A 17,575-nucleotide genomic window follows, 5' to 3' on the forward strand; every position below is an offset into this window, starting at 1 on the left:
CCGCCGCCTCACCCGCTACAATGTCGGCGGCGGCCCAGTCCTCGCGACGGGGCCTCCGACACATTCCGGCCTTCGTAGCTCAGGGGATAGAGCACCGCTCTCCTAAAGCGGGTGTCGCAGGTTCGAATCCTGCCGGGGGCACAGTGTTTGCACAGGTCAGAGCATATTTCGCCCCCTCGGAGAGGTCTTCCGAGGGGGCGATTTGCCTTGCCCGGGGCCAGCAGGGGACAAAGATCCTGCGTCGTGGAGCGTCGCAGTCAGGTATGGCGTGGGTGGGAGTCGAGCGAGATGTGCGGGGCGAGTGCGTGCAGGAAGTTCGGTGCGTCAAAGATCTCACCGGCGGAGGCGACGCCGACGGTCTTGGTACGGCCGGTCAGGACACGTTCGAGGGCCTCTACGACGAGAGGCGCGGTGACGGCGTAGATGTCCTGGCCACTGGCCGTGGCCCGGCGTTCGACTCCGCCGGAGCGTACGACGACGTCGACGAGGAAGGTCTGGTCCGAGCGCCCGCGCCTGTCGGCGGCGGTGGGGGCCGGCGTGTGCGGGGCGGCGACGTCGCGGACCGCCTCGGCGTTCATGTAGGTGATCACGTCGGGGATCGACAGGTGCTGGGGGACGGTGACGACGTCCGCCATCGTGAACTCTCCGATCACTTCCCGGACTCCCATCGGATGGGGGAAGGTCCACTGAAGGGTGGGCGCGTCGTCGGTGCGGCGCTCCCACTGTCCGCCCTTGTAGCGCAGCCGGACCTCGCCGCGCCGCTCGCGGGAGACCGCGCCCGAGAGCCGGGTGCCGGCGGTGGGGTGCCAGTTGCTGAGCGCGTAGGCGATGTGGGCCTCGTCGGCTTCGGTCCAGTCGCCCATCGCCGCGGTGGCGAGCAGATCGCCGAGACCGCCGAAGAAGGCCATGGCCGGGACGATGACCGCGCCTGCTTCCCGGGCTCGGTCCCGGTAGTGGGCGAACGTGTCGAGGTTGGCCTCGAGCTCGGCGGCCACGTCCAGGTACGGGATCCCCGCGCGCAGCGCGGCCTCGATCACGGGGCCGGTGGTCGAGGCGAAGGGTCCCGCGGTGTTGATGACCGCGACCGTCCCCGCCAGGGCCCGGTCCAGCGAGGCCGGGTCCTCGACCGTCGCCACCCGGGCCTCGAGTCCGTGCTCGTCGGCCGGCTTCCGCAGGGCCTGCTCGTTACGCCCGGACAGCACCGGGACGAACCCACGCGCTGCCAGCTCCGCGACAACGAACCGCCCGGTGTGACCGTACGCGCCGAACACCGCCACCAGTTGACCCGACTGCTGTTCCGAACCCATGAGACTCTCCCCTGCACTACGAAGGCGCCGAACACCCGCCGCGATCTCGATCCGCCGCGGTCCGACACCTGAATCCTGTCCTCTGGGCAGCACCCCGCACGAGCGTCGGAAACGCCATGGTGCGTACAGTTTCGGACATGCATAAAGTCGCGCTGGCGATGACGGACGGCATGCTTCACTACGAGCTGTCCGTGGCCGTCGAGATCTTCGGGGCCGACCTGACCCACATCGTGAACCCCTGGTACGACTTCTCCCTCTGCGGAAGCGGCCCGGTCCGCATCGACCGCTTCCGCATCGATCCGGACCACGGACTCGACCACCTCGCGCACGCGGACACGGTGATCGTCCCGGGCTGGGCCGACACCGATCGCGAACCGCCCGCCGAACTGGTCGACGCGGTGCGTTCCGCCCACGAGGCCGGTGCCCGCGTGGCCTCACTGTGCACGGGCGCCTTCGTCCTTGGAGCCGCAGGACTGCTCGACGACCGGCGAGCCACCACACACTGGGCGCACACGCGGGAACTGGCCCGGCGCCACCCGGCGGCCACCGTCGATCCGGACGTCCTCTACGTCGACAACGGTGACGTCCTCACCTCCGCGGGCAAGGCCGCCGCCATGGACCTGTGCCTGCACCTGGTCCGCCTCGACCACGGTTCGGCCAACGCCAACAAGATCGCCCGCCGTCTGGTCATCCCGCCCCACCGCGACGGCGGCCAGGCCCAGTTCATCGCCACCCCCCTGCCGGAGCCCGGCAACCACCCCCTGCGTGACCTCTTCCCCTGGGCGCTGGAGCGACTGGACCAACCGCTGTCCGTGGAGGACCTGGCCCGCCAGGCCCGCATGAGCTCACGCCACCTTGCCCGCCAGTTCAAACACCTCACCGGCACCACACCACTGCAGTGGCTCCACACCCAGCGCATCCGCCGCGCCCAGGAACTCCTGGAAACCACCGACGCCACCGTCGACACCATCGCCACGACCACCGGCATGGGCACCGCCACCACCCTGCGCCGCCACTTCCACCGCAGCGTAGGGGTCCCACCCGACTCCTACCGCCGCACCTTCCGCCCCTGAGCCCGGCCCTACCGGCCGGCGGCGCAGCCACCCGAACCCTGATCAGCACACGCCGGCCAACTACTCCTGACGCCTCTCCTGAGAGGAAGGGATCCGAACGGCCGGGATACGCCGGTGGATGTCCGTCAGCAGGTCGCACATCGCCATGTGGAAGATCTCGGCCTGGTGGTCGCCGAGGAACGCCGTGTGCCCGAACACCTCCAGGACGACGAGGCCGTGCATGTGGCCCCAGGCGCTGAAGAAGAGCGCGGTCGCCGGGGGCGGCAGGGTCGCCAGGTCGTCCGCCGGCCGGTGTTCCAGACGGGCGCGGAACGCGGGCGAAAGTGTGCGGGTGTCCGCCGCGGCCAGTTGCTCCGGGGTGAAGTCGCCGAACAGTACGCGCTGGAAGACCATGCTCATCTGCCGCACCGCGCGGGTGGTCGGGCCCTCGACGGGTGCCGCGTAGCTCCGCAGCGGTGTCCCGTACAGGAGTTGGAACCGCTCGGGGTGGGAGATCGCCCACCGGCGGTAGCCCTCGGCCGCGATCACGAAGCGTGGCACGGCCGGGTCCGGCGGGGTGGTGTCGGCGGCGGTCTGTACGGCGGTGGCGAGGTCCTCGTACGCCTTGGCTATGAGCACCGTGACGAGGGCGTCCCGGTCCGGGAAGTAGTGGTAGAGCGCCTGCACGCTCATGCCGAGGCTGCGGGCTACCGCGCGCAAGGACAGGGCCGCCGGGCCGTGTTCGGTGATGTGGCGCTCGGCGGCGTCCACGATCTCCTGGGTGGCGACGGCCCGGCGCCGCTGGCGCAGCGAAGGCACGGGCGGCACGGGCGGCACGGGCGGCGCGTGTTCGTCTGCGGGCATGCGGCCGAGCCTACGACGGACCCGGCAGCGCCGAGGAGGCACCGGCCGTGCCGGGGGAGGCATCGACGACCGCCCGACCGGAAAACTTGACGGTGTCAGATAAATCTCGCACTGCTCAACAATCCGCCGCCTCACTAACGTCGTTCACGGCGACGAAGCATGCGACACCGCGCCCCTCCCCGACGGGGAGAAGGGCTCTGCGGGGCACTGCGCCGGCTCCCCTGTGCACCGGGCAGACACACGTCGTTCTCACTGTTGGACGCAAAGGAGTTCTGGCGTGTTTGAACGCTTGGCCGAACTGGCGATTCGCCGTGCCCGGTCGGTACTCGTCGTGGCCGCCCTGGCCGTGGTCCTCATGGGCGTGGTGGGCGCGGGCGCGTTCGGCAAGTTGCTCGGCGGGGGCTTCGACGATCCGTCCTCCCCGTCCTCCCGGGCCGCCGTGGTCATCGACGAGAAGTTCGGGGGCGAGACGAACCTGGTGCTGCTGGTCCGAGCCGCCGACGGGGCCGTCGACTCCCCCGCCGTACGGCAGAACGGGCAACGCCTGGTCGCCGACCTCAAGGAGGAGAAGGGGCTCACCAACGTCGTCTCGTACTGGGACACCGGCAGCCCCGACCTCCGCTCCGAGGACGGCCGGGAAGCCATGGTGCTCGCCCATGTGACCGGCGACGAGACGCGGCAGCAGGAGAACGCCCAGCAGATCATCGACGCCTACGCCGGAACGCGGGACGGCTCCCTCACGGTCCGGGCCGGGGGCGGCGCGGCCGTGGGCAGCGATCTGTCGAAGCAGGTGGTCGACGATCTGATCCTGGCCGAGGCCATCGCGATACCGCTCACCCTGATCCTGCTCCTGTTCGTCTTCGGCAGCGTGGTCTCGGCCCTGTTGCCGCTGGCCATCGCCGTCATCGCCATCCTCGGCTCGTTCGCCCAGCTCTCCCTGCTCGGCAGCGTCACCGATGTCGCCAACACCGCGACCAACCTCACCACCGCCCTGGGCCTCGGACTCGGCATCGACTACGCCCTGTTGATGGTCAGCCGCTTCCGGGAGCAGTTGTCGGCGGGGGCGAGCGTGGACGACGCCGTCCGGCGCACGGTGAGCACCGCGGGCCGCACCGTCGCGTTCTCCGCCGCGACCGTGGCGGCGGCCCTCGGGTCGCTCCTGGTGTTCCCCCAGTACTTCCTCCGCTCGTTCGGATTCGCCGGAGTCGGTGTCGTCGCCGTCGCCGCCGTCAGCACCCTGTTCGTGATGCCGGCCCTGTTCGTCGTCCTGGGGCACCGCGTCAACAGCGGCCGGCTCCCGTGGGCGGGGCGGCGGCGCGTCGATGGGCGGACGCCCCTGTGGGGGCGGCTGGCCCGCACCGTCATGCGGCGGCCCGCGATCACCGCGCTGCCCGCGCTCGCCGTGCTGCTGCTCGCGGCGAGCCCGCTGCTCGGCATCACCTTCGGCACACCGGACGAGCGCGTGCTGCCCGAGGGCGCCGAGAGCCGCCAGGTCGCGACGGCGCTGCGGGAGGACTTCGACGGCAGCGAGGAATCGGCCGTCCACGTCGTCATCGACCAGCCGGTGGCCCGGGCCCCGTTGGCGTCGTACGCGGTCGGACTGTCCGGGCTCGACGGTGTCGTACGCGTCGAGACCAGCTCCGGAAGTTACGCCGGCGGAGAGCCCACCGCGGCCGGCCCCGGCAACCCCGCCCTCGGCCGGCCGGACGCGCAGCAGATCACCGTGGTGAGCGCTCTGGAACCGAAGTCCGACGCCGCCCAGAGCCTGGTGAAGGAGGTGCGGGCGGCCGACCCGCCCGCCGGGGCGAGTCCTCTGGTGGGCGGCACCGATGCCCAGTTGATCGACTCCAGGACCTCCATCGGCGACCGGCTTCCCCTCGCCCTGGGCCTGATCGCCCTCACCACGTTCGTCCTGCTCTTCCTCTTCACCGGCAGCGTCGTGCAGCCGCTGCGGGCCCTGGTCCTCAACATCGTCAGCCTGGCGGCGACCCTCGGCGTGATGACCTGGATCTTCCAGGACGGCAACCTCTCCTCGCTGCTCGGCTTCACCGCGCAGCCCATGGAGATGTCGATGACCGTCCTGATGTTCTGCATCGCCTTCGGTCTCTCGATGGATTACGAGGTGTTCGTCACCAGCCGGATCAAGGAACTCCACGATCTCGGCGAGGACAACGAGTCCGCCGTCACCAACGGCCTCGGCCGCACCGGGCGCATCGTCAGCGCGGCGGCGCTCCTGCTCGCGGTGAGCTTCTTCGCCTTCGGTACGGCCGAGATCAGCTTCATGCAGATGTTCGGCCTGGGCAGCGGGCTGGCCATCCTCATCGATGCCATCGCCGTACGCGGGGTGCTCGTCCCCGCCGCGATGCGTCTGCTCGGCCGCTCGGCCTGGTACGCGCCCGGGCCCCTGCGCAGGTTCCACGACCGGTTCGGGCTCAGCGAAGGCGGCCCCGGGGTCGCGCCGGCGGCCGACGCCGTGGATCCGGATCCGTCACGGGTGAAGGACCCGACCAGGGTCTGAGCCGTACGGAGACCCGAACCCGTGCGCCCGCCCCCACCGGTTCGGTGGGCGCGGGCGCACGGGCTCGGGCCTCGGGGTCAGCCGCCCGGCGTGGCGTCGACCTTGAAGCTCATCTGGACGGTGCCGTTGAGGACCGACGTCGCGGTGACCGTCACGCCGTACTGCTTGCCGTCCGCAGCCAGTTGGCAGCGGACGGTGGCGTTCACCCGGGCCGGGAGGTCCTGGGGGCAGGAGAAGGCGTCGGGGGCCTGGCCCGTCTGCGCCGTCAGGGCGGCCTTGCCCTGCCGGGCGACCTCCGCCTTGTCCACCGCCGGCTCCCCGCCACCGCCACCGGCACTCGGCGTGCCGGAGGGCTGAGCGGGCTCGGTGGGCTGGGTGGACCCGGTGGGCTCCGGGTCTGCGGAGCTGCCCGCGCCGGGAGCGTCGTCGACCTTGAAGTCGATCTTGACCTTGTCGCCGTCGACCGACGCCGCCGTGGCCGTCATCCCCTGCTTCTGGCCGCCCACGGTCAGCTCGCAGCGCGTGGTCTCGCCCTTCTTGGCCTTGAGGTCGTCCTCGCAGGTGACGTCGTCGACCTCCCGGCCGATCTTCTTGCTCAGGGCCGCCGACGCCTGCTTCGCGACCTCGTCCTTGCTCACCGCCTTGGGGCTGCCCACACTCACCGAGCAGCCCGCGACGACCAGCACCGCCAGCACCCCCGCTGCCGCTCGCGCCACGATCCGGCTCCGTGCTGACTGCTGCATCGAACTCCCCCAAGATATGCTCATGTCAAGCCTCTGGCCGGTCAACGTATCACTCGGTTCCGGCCTCACGGCTCACTCGGCTCCGGCCTCACCGCGCGACCGGATTCCCTCCTCAGCCCTGCGCCTTTCGTCCTCCCTCCGTCAGGATCTCGTCGATCACGTGCGCCGCGATCCCCGCCATCACCGGGTTCGTGTCCCGGTAGTGCGCGAGCTCCATCAGCGCGATGGACAGCGCCCAGCCCCGCCCCCGCGTCCAGGTCGCGTCGTCGGCCGCGACCGCCGTACGGAACGTCTCCCTGGCCCCGGCGGTCAGCAGGTACCAGGCCGCGATCAGGTCCACGGCGGGATCGGCCAGGCCGGTGCAGCCGAAGTCGATGACCCCGGTGAGGCGGCCGTCCGCGACCAGGACGTTGCCCGGCTGGAGGTCCCCGTGCACCCAGACGGGGGCGGACGTGCAGGGTGGGGCGGACAGGGACTCGCTCCAGGCCGCTGCGACGGCCTCCGCGTCCAGGACCGCCTCCAGGGTCGCGAGCGCCTCGCGGGTCGCCCGGTCACGGGAGGCCAGCGGCTCGCCGCGATAGGCGGGCGGGGCGTCCGCCGGGTCGGTCCGGCGGAGCGCCAGCACGAACTCCGCCAGATCCGCCGCGAGCAGGTCGGAGGCCGAAGAGCGGTCGCCGGGGCCCGGGTTCGTACCGTCCAGCCAGGTGCAGACCGACCAGGGCCGGGGAAAACCGGCGCCCGGAACGCCCTGCGCGAGCGGTACCGGTACGGGGACGGGCAGCCGCGCAGCCAGCAGCGGCAGCCAGCGGTGCTCCGTCGCCACATCCGCCGCACTGCCCTCGGTACGCGGCAGCCGTACGGCCTTGTCGGCTCCCAGACGGTAGATCGCGTTGGCGGTCCCGCTCGCGTCGACCGCCTCCACGGGCAGGTCCGCCCAGTGCGGGAACTGGGCGGCGATCAGGCCGCGTACGAGCGACGGTTCAATGATCATGCGGCGATCGAACCAGGTGGCCCGGGCCCGCACAACGCATCCCCTCGCGCATCCTTCTTCCGGGGCCGTCCCGCCGCGCCCCCGCCCCGGAAAATCGGTGGGGCGCGCCGCACCCCGTACGGGAGGATCAGCGCCCATGACCCGCCCCCCGCGCATCCTCGTCCTCCCGCCCCGACTCACCGCCTCCGCCCGGACGTTACGCACCACCGCGCTGCGGCGCGGGCTGCGCATCGTGGAGGCGACGGCCTCCGCCGTATCGGAAGGGCTGGGCAGCCCGGGAAGCACCGAGCGCGCAGGCCATGCCGTGCATCTGCACGCCGGGCCCTCCTTCGCCGACGTCGTGGCCCCCGCGCTCGGTGTCGCCCTCCTGGAGGCGCCCGCCGACTGGCTCGCACGGCTCCCCCGGGCGCTCACCCGGCGGGAGATCCAGGCGATGCCCATCGGTGAGGCGTACCGGCTGCGGCGCCCCGCCTTCGTCAAGTCGCCCAACGACAAGAGCATTTCGGCGCTCGTGTACGCGGACGGGTCCCGGCTGCCCGGACCGGATGCCGTCGACCCGGCGACCGTGGTGCTGGTGAGCGACGTGATGACGTTCGCCGTCGAGTACCGGCTCCATCTGCTCGACGGGGCCGTCCACACGGCCGCGCGGTACGCCGAGGGCGGCCGGCTCCGGCTCGGGCCGCCGGACGGGGACGCGCTCGCCTTCGGGCGTGAGGTCCTGGCGACCGCCGGGGAGACCCTGCCCTCCGCGATCGTCGTCGACATCGGCCGGGACGACACAGGAAGATGGGCGGTGATCGAAGCCAACGCGGCCTGGGCCAGCGGGTGTTACTCGGCCGATCCGGAGCGGGCCCTGGACACGGTCCTCCGCGCCGCCGGGCCCACGTCGGAGCTGTCGCGGCACGACCGCGCGTTCATCCGGTAAGGACCCTGCCGCCGCTCAGTGGCAGGGCGTTCTCAGTGGCAGGGCGTTCTCAGTGGCAGGGCGTTCTCAGCGACGGCCGCCCCCAGCGAGGCCGCCCCCGGTGACGGCCGCCCTCAGTGGCAGGCCGCTCTCACCTGGGCCGCCGCGTGGTGCGCGCCGACCCGCCCCGCGTCGCCCCAGTCCCGGCCCCGGTCGAGGAGCTGGACGGCGAAGACGTCTCCCTTGACCGGGTAGCTGCCCACCGGGACCGCGCTCCCCCGGTGTTCCGTCTGGAGCACCGCGAAACCGGTGTACGCGGAGTCCGCGTCGTCCGGGTCGGAGAGCACCCGGTAGACCGTCGGGTCCCCGGCGGCGTCGCGCGGGCGGCCGCCCCCGGGGACGAAGACGGTCAGCGCGCACTCGCTGAACCCCCGGCCCGGCCGCCAGGACCAGGTGGCCGTGGAGCCCTGGTCCTCCGTCGGGCTGCCCGACATCGGGACCGCGCTGAACCGGCCGTCGCACCCGCCGCCGTCGAAGCCGCCGGAGTCGACCGTGTACCAGCCCGCGTCCCCGCTCTCGAAACGGCCGCGCTCCTTGTACGTACCGTCCGCGCAGCCGGGGCCCGCCCACTGGGAGAAGCGGGGCCCGTCCGCCGAGGACTCCGACGGGCCGGGAGTGTCAGGCGCTCCCGCACCCGTCCCCGTATCGTCCGTTCCCGGGCCGATCCTCGTGGGGGCCGCGCCGCCGACCCGGTCGGGCAGCGCGCCCGCCCGGCCCGCCGCGTCCGTACGGCTGCCTCCGCCGCCCACGCTCCCGCCGCCGGAGACCAGCAGCGAGGCGACGGTGACCAGGCCTCCGGCCGCCACCACGACACCCGCCGTGAGCAGGGCCTTGCGCCGGCGGGGCAGCGTGGAGAGACGGCCCGTCAGCGTCTCGCGCACGACCCAGGAACCGGCCGCGTCGGGCACCCGGGACGCCCCCGCACCGCAACCGGGGCAGACCATTCCGGGCAGCGGACCTCGTCGCCCGCCGCCGCAGTGTTGGCACTTCGTGGCCCTCATGGCAGGACACCTTGCCAGTGCGCCGCCCGCAGAGGGAGATGCCGTATCCGATGGCTCGTACACGGGACGCCGACGGGGCTCCCGGGGGAGAGCCGCCGTCTCCGGCTCAGCTCAGTTCTTCGGGGCAGGGCGTGCCCGGCTGGAGCTGGTACGGGGCCGCCAGCCGGTACACGCCCGGCCGCGGTGCGAGCAGTTCGGTCCACTCGTCGCCGTACGGGCCCTCTTCCACCTTGTTCAGGCAGCCGTGGGTGTTGAGATAGGTCTTCGGCGCGGTCTCGTCCACCGCCGACCGCTCCTTCGACTCCTCGGTCTCCTGCGGGCGCTCCACGCTCGTGCCGTCCTCGTCGACGAGGGCGAGCCAGCGCGTGTACGGGATCCGGACCAGCACCCGGCCCGCCGACTTCACGGTGATCGTCAGCTCGTCCGCGCCCGCCCGTTCCACCGTCGCGGGCGGGTCGGCCAGCGGCACCGGGTCCAGGACCCGGAAGAGCTTCCAGTTCGCGTCGCCCCAGATCTCGCGCAGGTACGGCTGCCCCTGCTCGACCAGCTCCGCCTCCTGGATCGCCCCGTTGTCCGGGCGGTCCTTGGGCAGCACCACGTAGTGCACGGCCCAGCGGTCCAGCCACTCCCGGTAGTTCACCGGGTCGAGCGTGTCGTCGTAGAAGAGCGGGTTGCGCTTCATGTCCGCCTGGCGGTTCCAGCCGCGCGCCAGGTTGACGTACGGGGCGAGCGCCGATGACTCGCGGTGACTGCTCGCGGGCACCACCTCGACCCGGCCGCGCTCCGCCTCCACCTGCTGGAGCTGGTTGATCAGCGGGGCCAGTTCGCGGTTCCAGGACGCGGCGGGCGCGGTCCGGACGATGTCGTCGACGCCCTTGAAGCCGATCCAGAAGTTGAGGCCGACGAAGGCCAGGACCAGGGCGTACCAGCGGCGGCTGCGCGGCGCCGTGTACGGCAGCGCGGCGAGCAGCGCCACCCCGGCGAACAGCATCGCCATGCGCGTGATGTTCGACCCGATCTGCGAGTCGACGACGTACGTGAGCAGCGTGCCGAGCCCGTAGACGGCGGCGGCGGTGCGGACCGTGCTCCAGTCGCGCGGTACGAGGAAGAAGACGAGGGCCGCGAAGAGGAACGGCAGCGACAGCGTCCCGAGCGACATCGGCTGCGTGCCGGAGAACGGGAAGAGCCAGGCCGACACCCCGACCACGGCGACCGGGGCGAGCCCGATCGCGTACGCCCCGGGGCGTCGTTTGTGGAGGAACAGCGCCGCCGCGACGACGCCCAGGAAGAGTCCGGCGACCGGGCTGGACGCGGTCGCGAGCGCGGCGAGCGGGGCGGCGACGCCGGCCTTGGCCCACCGCTTGTACCGCCACCGGTAGGGCCAGCAGAACACCGCGGCCACCGCACCGACGGCGAACATCATGCCGAGCCCGAACGTCACCCGGCCCGACAGCGCGTTGCACAGGAACGCGAAGACCCCGGCGAGCGAGCAGGCCAGCGGATTGCGGACGGCCGGGACCCGCACGAGGATCAGCGCGGTCAGCGCGGAGGAGACCGTGCCGACGATCATCATCGTCGTACGGACGCCGAGCAGCGACATCAGGTAGGGCGAGACCACGCTGTACGAGACGGGGTGCATGCCCCCGTACCAGGCCAGGTTGTACGCGGTGCCGGGGTGCCGGCCCACGAACTCGGCCCAGGCGTCCTGCGCGGCGATGTCGCCGCCGGTGTTGGCGAAGAAGAAGAACCAGAGGACGTGGAGGACCGCGGCGGCCGCCGTCGCGATGGTGACGGGGTGCCGCAGCAGCCGTCGGGCCCGGGCGTGCGGCGAGGGCGGCTCGGGGGAACCGAGCGAGTCGAGGGAGTCATCCGATTCGGATGACTCAGGCGACTCGGACGACTCAGCAGATTCGGGGGGCTCCGGGATACGGGGAGACGGCACGCGAGCGTGCAGGGCGTCGCCCCCGCCCCCGGCACTCTCGTCCGCCTCGCGGCCGGGCTTCGGCTCCGCGGTGGTCACTACGGCTCTCCCCGTCCTCCGCCGGCCCCGTACCTCTTCAAGGACGCGTCCCAGCGTCCCTGAGTTGTCCGGGGACGCTAACACGTACCTCTGACACCTATCTCTGTCATAAACGGGGGAGGGAGGGGCTGACGGCGCCGCCGGCCCCTCCCCCGCTTCCCTGGCTTCCCCGGCTTCCCCGGCTTCCCCGGATCCGGTGGCTCAGCCGATCCTGGTCAGCTTGTCGCCGAAGGCCGGCTCGCTCAGATCACTCTGCAGCACCACCGGTGCCGTGACCTTCCCGGTGCCGGTGCCCACGGTCACCATGCCGACCTCGCTCCCGGCCTTCGCGGCGTGGTCGATGCCCTTGCCGTTGTCCGTGACCTTGAGCTCGACCTCCAGGCCGGACCAGCCGACCGCCTTGAGGTCCTTGGTGGCGACCACCGGGGTCTGCCCGCCGAATCCGTTGTCCACGTACCCGACGACATCGCCCTTCTTCACCACCGTCGTCGAGGTGGCGGCCTCCTGCGCGTCCTTGATCAGCTTCAGGCTGTTCTGGAGGGACAGCTCCAGGCTGTCGTAGACCCGGCCGGTACCGGCCTGCTGGCCCATGACCGCTCCGTAGATCCACAGCACCTTGCCGTCGACCTTGGTGTTCGCGGACCAGAGCAGGTTGCCGCCCGCCGGGGTGGAGGAGCCGGTCTTGATGCCGCTCACGCCCGGCTGCAGCAGCAGGTTGTTGTTGTTGTAGATCTTGCCGTCGATGCCCTCGATCTCGACCTCGGGCATGTCCACGATCTCCCGGAAGACCTCGTTGCGCATGACCGCCTGCGCCAGCTTCAGCTGGTCGGTGGCGGTGGAGACGGTGGTCTTCTCCAGGCCGCTCGGGTCCGTGTACGTCGACCCGGTCATCCCGAGGTCCTTGGCCGCCTCGTTCATCTTGTCGATGAAGGCGTCCTCGGTGTCCGCGTCCCAGCGGGCGAGCAGCCGCGCCGCGTTGTTCCCCGAGGGGATCATGAGCAGCTGGAGCATCTGCCGCTGGGTGAGCTCCTGCCCCTTGGTCAGCGGGGCCGTCGACTCGTCGGGACGCTTGGACTCGTCCTCGGCCTTCTGGTCGACGACGATCGTCTCGCCCTCCTCGTCACCCTTGAGGGGGTGCTCCTTGAGGATCACGTAGGCGGTCATGACCTTCGCGACGCTCGCGATCGGGGCCGGCTTCTGCGCACCCTCGGAACCGAGCGAGCCGACGCCGTCCACCATCACGGCCGACTGTCCCTGGCCCGGCCAGGTCAGCTTCGTCGCCCCGCCCTCGAAGGTGTACGTCGGCTTCGCCGTGAGCTCCAGCGAGGGCTCCGGGAGCGGGCGCATCACCTGCACGATCGCAAAGACGATCAGCAGGAGGAGCACCAGCGGGGTCCAGATCTTGACCCGTCGGACGGCGGTCCGGACCGGGGTCTCCGGGGGCGGCGGGGTGTTCGTCAGCTCGGCGAGCAGGTCGAGCGGCGGCCTCGGCGGCAACGGCTGCTGCCGGGTCCGCTCGGCCGCGGCCCAGGAGGGGGCGGCGGGCACCGGAGAGGCGGGCGAGCCGGTCTCCGGGGTGCGCACGGGCGCCTCGGTCTCCGACTCCGGCTTGGCCTCCGATTCCGGCTTGGCCTCCGGCTCCGGCTTGGTCTCCGGCTCCGGCTCCGGCTTGCGGGGCGCGGGGGCGGACCGTACGTCGTCGGAGCGCAGCGGCACGAACGTGCTCGTGCGCTCGGCCTCGCTCTCGGGCTTGCTCTTGTCCCCGGGCTTGCTCTTGTCCTCGGGCGGCGGGAGCTTCAGCGCGGTCGTGGCCTGGTCGACCCGCTCGGTCGGCTTGACCGCCTTGAAGATGGCGGTCGGCTGATCGATTCCTCGCAGGTCAGAGGCCTCGTCGGCGTCCGGCTCGGGCTTCGGCTCGACGTCCGCCTCGGCCTCGGGCGTGGGCTCGGGCTTGGCGTCCGGCTCCGCGTCGGCCTTCGGCTTGTCGTCCGCCTCCACCTCCGGCTCGGGCTCCGCACCGGAGCCAGCGTCGGAGTCCGCACCGGAGTCCGCACCGGAATCGGAATCGTCGCCCTCGGCGTCCGCCGTCGGCTTGTCATCGGCCGCGGCATCGACCCAGGCGGCCACCGCGGCACGCAGCCGGCCGTCCCCGTCCCCGCCCTCGGGCTCGCTCTCGGCCTCGTCCGCCGGCCCCTCCGCGTCCGCGTCCGGGCCCGTGCGGTCCTCAGCGGCTCCCGCGGCCTTCGAAGGCTCGGCGGCCTCCTCAGAGGCCGTGGAGGCCGCTACAGCCGCACTCTCCGGCTCGGACGCGCTCTCCGGCTCCTCCTCGGGCCCCGGCTCCGCCTCAGGCTCGCGCCGGGCGGCGTCCTCCGGAAGCCGGGGGCGGAACACAGCGGTCGCCGTATCGGACGTGGCTCCCGAGCCCGCACCCGCTGCCGCACCCGCGTCCGCGGCCGCATCCGTGTCCACGCCGGGATCACGGAACACGGCGAAGCGCGGGTCGCGTTCCTCCGCAGCCGTCCCCGACGACTTCTGCTGCTCCGTTTTGTCGGGGGACTCGCCCGCCACCGATGCCTCCTCATGCGCTGCGGGGCAACCCCGCGCTGTCCGAACCATCTACCAGTGTCCTGTGTGAACCCCTGGCCGAGCTGCTAGACGAGAACGACATACCTACTGGTTCCCGTACAAAGCAGTCAGGCGCTCTCGACAGATGAATGTGAGAGGGGTCACCCTGTCAGACATCCACGCGGGGAGGCATGGATGGGCAGGAGCCGCAGAACAATCCCGGAGGAGCTTTTGCTGCTCGCTCTGGACCCGACCACGGGTACCACAGCGCAGCCGCAGTCGCTCGACCTCGGCCTGGCCGGGGCACAGCTAGTGGAGCTGGCTCTGGCAGGACGGATAGCCCCTGACGGGGATCGTATCGCCGTGGTGATGCCACGGCCGACAGGAGATCCGACTCTGGACTCCGCACTGGAACTGCTGCGCCGTCGTGGCAGTCCGGTTCGGGCGGTCCACTGGATCGGCGGGCCCCGCCTGGGGCTGCGCCAGATCTATCTCGCTCATCTGGAGCGGTGCGGCATGGTTCATGCCGTGGCGGGCCAGATGTGCGGAGTGCTGCCGACGACTCGCTACCAAGCGACGGAGACGGCGATCAGCCGGGACATCAGGAACCGGCTGGACAGTGCGATCCGCACCGGCGTACCGCCGGACCCGCGGACCGCGGCGCTCGCCGCACTGGCCCACGCGGTCGGACTCGGCAAGCATCTGTACCCCGGAAACGAGGGGCGCTCATCGCGCTCCCGGCTCCGGGACCTGATCAGGCACGACCCCATGGGCGGTCTCGTGGCGCACGCCGTGATGGACGTCCAGAACGGTGTGGCCGTCCAGCCGCGCCGTACGCAGCAGGCAGCGGGCGTTCCGTTGCAGCCGCAAGCACAGGCCCGTCGCGGCAGCATGGCGCACACCGCCGCAAGCTGACCGCCCGGACCTGGAAACACCGGAAACAACAGCACACCGCCGTACCGTCGTCAGTCATCACAGGACCCGGTCCGGGAGCCGCACCACGCACGGGGCAGCCGGTAGTCACCATCACCGGCTGCCCCGTGCGCTTGTGCGCCGTCCCGCGCACCGGTGCGCACGCCCCCCGCGGCCTGCGTGTGGCCGTTTTCCAGCGCGGCCGGGGCAAGGGGTGGCAATCTGCTGAGCAGTAGATACGCACAGCTACATAGCCGGAGGTGCCGTCCCCGTGGCGTCCAACGTCAATCCCACTGTCAGGCGACGCAGGTTGGGCCAGGAATTGCGCCGCCTGCGCGAGCTCAAAGGCATGACGGCCGAAGAGGTGGCGGAGCGACTGCTGGTCTCGCAGTCGAAGATCAGCCGCCTGGAGAACGGGCGCCGCTCCATCAGCCAGCGCGATGTGCGCGACCTCTGCGGCGTCTACGAGGTCGAGGACGTCCGCATCGTCGACTCGCTCATGCAGATGGCCAAGGACTCCCGCCAGCAGGGCTGGTGGCATGCCTTCGGCGACATCCCGTACAGCGTCTACATCGGCCTGGAGACCGACGCGGAGTCTCTGCGGGTGTACGAGCCCCAGATGGTTCCCGGCCTGCTCCAGACCCGGGCGTACGCCGAGGCCCTGATCAGCGGCGCGCTTCCCGAGGCTCCTCCGTCGGACATCGAGAAGCGCGTCAACGTACGGTCGCGGCGGCAGGACCGGGTCAACGCGCCGGAGAATCCGCTGCGGCTGTGGGCCGTGATCGACGAGTCGGCGCTGCGCCGGCGGGTCGGTGACAAGCAGGTGATGATCGACCAGCTGGAACACCTCGTCGAGCAGTCGCACCTGCCGCACGTCACCGTGCAGGTGCTGCCGTTCGACATGGGCGCGCACCCCGGCATCAACGGCCAGTACGCGATCCTGGAGTTCCCGGACGCGGCGGACTCCAGCGTCGTCTACATCGAGGGCGTCACGAGCGATCTCTACCTGGAGAAGGCGAACGACGTGCAGCGCTACAGCGTGATGTACGAGCACCTGCGGGCGCAGGCGCTGAACGTGGAGCAGACCCGGGAGTTCATCAGCAAGATCGCCAAGTCGTACACGAGCTGACACGCCGTATACGAGCCATCCCGGAGCGCTCGGGGGCGATGGAGAGTGATGGGGCGGCGGGATGGTACACCGCCGCCCACTCCCCGCGGAAGGCTTACCAGGGAAAGACCATCCGGTCGAGTGAACGGCCATCTCATGGACGGGGCTTGGCGAGTAGCGTCGATCACGCCAATCGGAATCAGGTTGGTGCGACTCACCCAACTCTCTGAACCGGAGTGAACATGGCAATTCTTCAGGGTGCTACGGACAAGTGGACGAAGTCGTCGTACTCCGGGGGCAACGGCGCGTGCGTCGAGGTCAAGTCCCCGGTCGCTCTGTCCATCGCCGTACGTGACTCGAAGGCCCCCGAGGGCCCCTCGCTGACCTTCGTCCCCGGCGCGTGGAACGCGTTCGTGCGCGATGTCGCCACGGGCACGGTCGACGCCTGATCACGCACCACCGATCGCGCGTCACCGCGTCACCACGTCAAAGCACCACCGCACCACCGCACCACCTGATGGAGCCCTCTCGACCGGTTCGCCGTCCTGGCCGAGGGGGCTCGGCACGATCGGATGCCGCTCCCCGGCGTCGCACCCGGCGTCACCGCAGTTGATCGACGTACCGGTCCGTCCCCGGCACGGTCGGCACGAACGGCGCGACCAGCTCGACCCGCCCGAGACCGGACTCCGCGACCGCCGCGTCCAGGCCGGTGAAGTGCTCCTCCCAGCAGGTCCGCGGATCCTCCTGGAGGAACCACAGCAGCGTCAGCCGGGTGCCGACCCCCTCGACCTGCTTCACGTACGTCATCCGGTCGCCGGGCAGCGGCGTCGGCCGGAACACCGTGACCATGGCCGCGGGCGACCCCTTCAGCCGCTTCGGAAGATGGCGCGAACGCAGCCATTCCAGCAGCTCCGCCCGCTGTTCGGGCCCCTCGGCGTCGACGACCTGGAGGACGAGGCCCGCGTACGGGTGGTCGAGCGCGTGGAAGTCCCGGGGGCCGGCGGCTCCATCGCGGTAGACGGTGGCCTCGTGGTCCTGGAAGGCCGTGAAGACGTGGGTCCGGTCCTGGTAGACCCGGCCGTCGCGGTTGAGCCGCTTGTTGATGGCGACGGTCCACTTCATGTGCTCGTCGTAGCGGCCCTCGGTCACCCAGTACGTCGACAGATAGCATCCCGCGCCGACCGGCCGGGCCACCGCCGACTTCTCCGGATAGCGCAGCTCCTGGAGGTCCTTGGTGGCCACCCAGCGCCGCCCGGCGAACATCCACGGCATCGCCGTCGCACCCGCGTAGTAGTGGTCGTCCTCGTACCAGCGGTTGTACGCGTACTCATGACCAGGATGCGGTTCGACCATGGTGATCAGGGCATGCCCCGGCCGGACCCCGTAAGGCCCGACCGCAGCCAGCTCCGCATACCTCTCGCTGTACCTCTCACCCTGCATCCCGTCATCGCCCACCGTGTCTCCCTTCCCCTTCCATCGGCTCGCGCTCCCCCTTACTCTGACGCTCCGTCAGATGAACTTCCAGGGCCG

Annotated in this window: 14 protein-coding genes and 1 tRNA gene; 7 read left to right on the forward strand and 8 right to left on the reverse strand. The window is 71.3% G+C overall.

Annotation, left to right across the window (positions count from 1 at the left end; translation table 11 throughout):
• Positions 1-68: 68 nt before the first annotated feature.
• Positions 69-141 (forward strand) — tRNA-Arg (locus tag ACIQPT_RS07980).
• Positions 142-257: 116 nt separating this feature from the next.
• Here ACIQPT_RS07980 and ACIQPT_RS07985 read toward each other — a convergent pair.
• Positions 258-1,307, reverse strand: coding sequence for a saccharopine dehydrogenase family protein (locus ACIQPT_RS07985; protein ID WP_401153713.1), 1,050 nt, complete (start codon positions 1,305-1,307; stop codon positions 258-260).
• 137 nt (positions 1,308-1,444) lie between these two features.
• Here ACIQPT_RS07985 and ACIQPT_RS07990 point away from each other — a divergent pair, with 137 nt between their 5' ends.
• Positions 1,445-2,380, forward strand: coding sequence for a helix-turn-helix domain-containing protein (locus ACIQPT_RS07990; RefSeq protein ID WP_401153716.1), 936 nt, complete (start codon positions 1,445-1,447; stop codon positions 2,378-2,380).
• Positions 2,381-2,440: 60 nt separating this feature from the next.
• Here ACIQPT_RS07990 and ACIQPT_RS07995 read toward each other — a convergent pair whose 3' ends face one another.
• Positions 2,441-3,223, reverse strand: a complete 783-nt coding sequence (locus ACIQPT_RS07995) for a TetR/AcrR family transcriptional regulator (protein WP_401153719.1) — start codon at positions 3,221-3,223, stop codon at positions 2,441-2,443.
• A 277-nt stretch (positions 3,224-3,500) separates the two neighbouring features.
• Between ACIQPT_RS07995 and ACIQPT_RS08000 the strand changes: the two genes are divergently transcribed.
• Positions 3,501-5,741, forward strand: a complete 2,241-nt coding sequence (locus tag ACIQPT_RS08000) for an MMPL family transporter (RefSeq protein ID WP_401153722.1) — start codon at positions 3,501-3,503, stop codon at positions 5,739-5,741.
• 77 nt (positions 5,742-5,818) lie between these two features.
• Here ACIQPT_RS08000 and ACIQPT_RS08005 read toward each other — a convergent pair whose 3' ends face one another.
• On the reverse strand, positions 5,819-6,484 hold the full coding sequence (locus ACIQPT_RS08005; RefSeq protein WP_401153725.1) for a DUF4333 domain-containing protein: 666 nt from the start codon (positions 6,482-6,484) through the stop codon (positions 5,819-5,821).
• A 112-nt stretch (positions 6,485-6,596) separates the two neighbouring features.
• A complete protein-coding gene (locus ACIQPT_RS08010) occupies positions 6,597-7,475 on the reverse strand; it encodes an aminoglycoside phosphotransferase family protein (protein WP_401153728.1) in 879 nt (292 codons plus the stop codon).
• 136 nt (positions 7,476-7,611) lie between these two features.
• On the opposite strand from ACIQPT_RS08010, the gene ACIQPT_RS08015 reads away from it, so the two are divergent.
• Positions 7,612-8,400: an ATP-grasp domain-containing protein gene (locus ACIQPT_RS08015; RefSeq protein WP_401153731.1), complete on the forward strand. Its 789-nt coding sequence runs from the start codon at positions 7,612-7,614 to the stop codon at positions 8,398-8,400.
• 113 nt (positions 8,401-8,513) lie between these two features.
• On the opposite strand, the gene ACIQPT_RS08020 is transcribed toward ACIQPT_RS08015, so the two are convergent.
• The 3 genes from ACIQPT_RS08020 to ACIQPT_RS08030 form a co-directional block, all read right to left on the reverse strand.
• Positions 8,514-9,383: an adhesin gene (locus tag ACIQPT_RS08020; protein ID WP_401154182.1), complete on the reverse strand. Its 870-nt coding sequence runs from the start codon at positions 9,381-9,383 to the stop codon at positions 8,514-8,516.
• 163 nt (positions 9,384-9,546) lie between these two features.
• Positions 9,547-11,460, reverse strand: a complete 1,914-nt coding sequence (locus tag ACIQPT_RS08025; RefSeq protein ID WP_401153734.1) for an MFS transporter — start codon at positions 11,458-11,460, stop codon at positions 9,547-9,549.
• Between the two features lie 201 nt (positions 11,461-11,661).
• Positions 11,662-14,028 (reverse strand): serine hydrolase, encoded by a 2,367-nt coding sequence (locus tag ACIQPT_RS08030; RefSeq protein WP_401153736.1) that lies wholly within the window; start codon positions 14,026-14,028, stop codon positions 11,662-11,664.
• A 192-nt stretch (positions 14,029-14,220) separates the two neighbouring features.
• Here ACIQPT_RS08030 and ACIQPT_RS08035 point away from each other — a divergent pair, with 192 nt between their 5' ends.
• The 3 genes from ACIQPT_RS08035 to ACIQPT_RS08045 all read left to right on the forward strand — a co-directional run bounded on the left by ACIQPT_RS08035 (position 14,221) and on the right by ACIQPT_RS08045 (position 16,494).
• Positions 14,221-14,940, forward strand: coding sequence for a GPP34 family phosphoprotein (locus ACIQPT_RS08035; RefSeq protein ID WP_003968450.1), 720 nt, complete (start codon positions 14,221-14,223; stop codon positions 14,938-14,940).
• A 268-nt stretch (positions 14,941-15,208) separates the two neighbouring features.
• Entirely contained in the window at positions 15,209-16,066 is an 858-nt protein-coding gene (locus ACIQPT_RS08040) for a helix-turn-helix domain-containing protein (RefSeq protein ID WP_401153739.1), read from the forward strand.
• Between the two features lie 221 nt (positions 16,067-16,287).
• Positions 16,288-16,494, forward strand: a complete 207-nt coding sequence (locus ACIQPT_RS08045) for a DUF397 domain-containing protein (protein WP_030576821.1) — start codon at positions 16,288-16,290, stop codon at positions 16,492-16,494.
• Between the two features lie 151 nt (positions 16,495-16,645).
• Here ACIQPT_RS08045 and ACIQPT_RS08050 read toward each other — a convergent pair whose 3' ends face one another.
• On the reverse strand, positions 16,646-17,485 hold the full coding sequence (locus tag ACIQPT_RS08050) for a hypothetical protein (RefSeq protein ID WP_401154184.1): 840 nt from the start codon (positions 17,483-17,485) through the stop codon (positions 16,646-16,648).
• Positions 17,486-17,575 lie beyond the last annotated feature (90 nt).

Origin of the sequence: Streptomyces sp. NPDC091289 (genome assembly GCF_044757365.1) — a bacterium.
GTDB lineage: Bacteria > Actinomycetota > Actinomycetes > Streptomycetales > Streptomycetaceae > Streptomyces.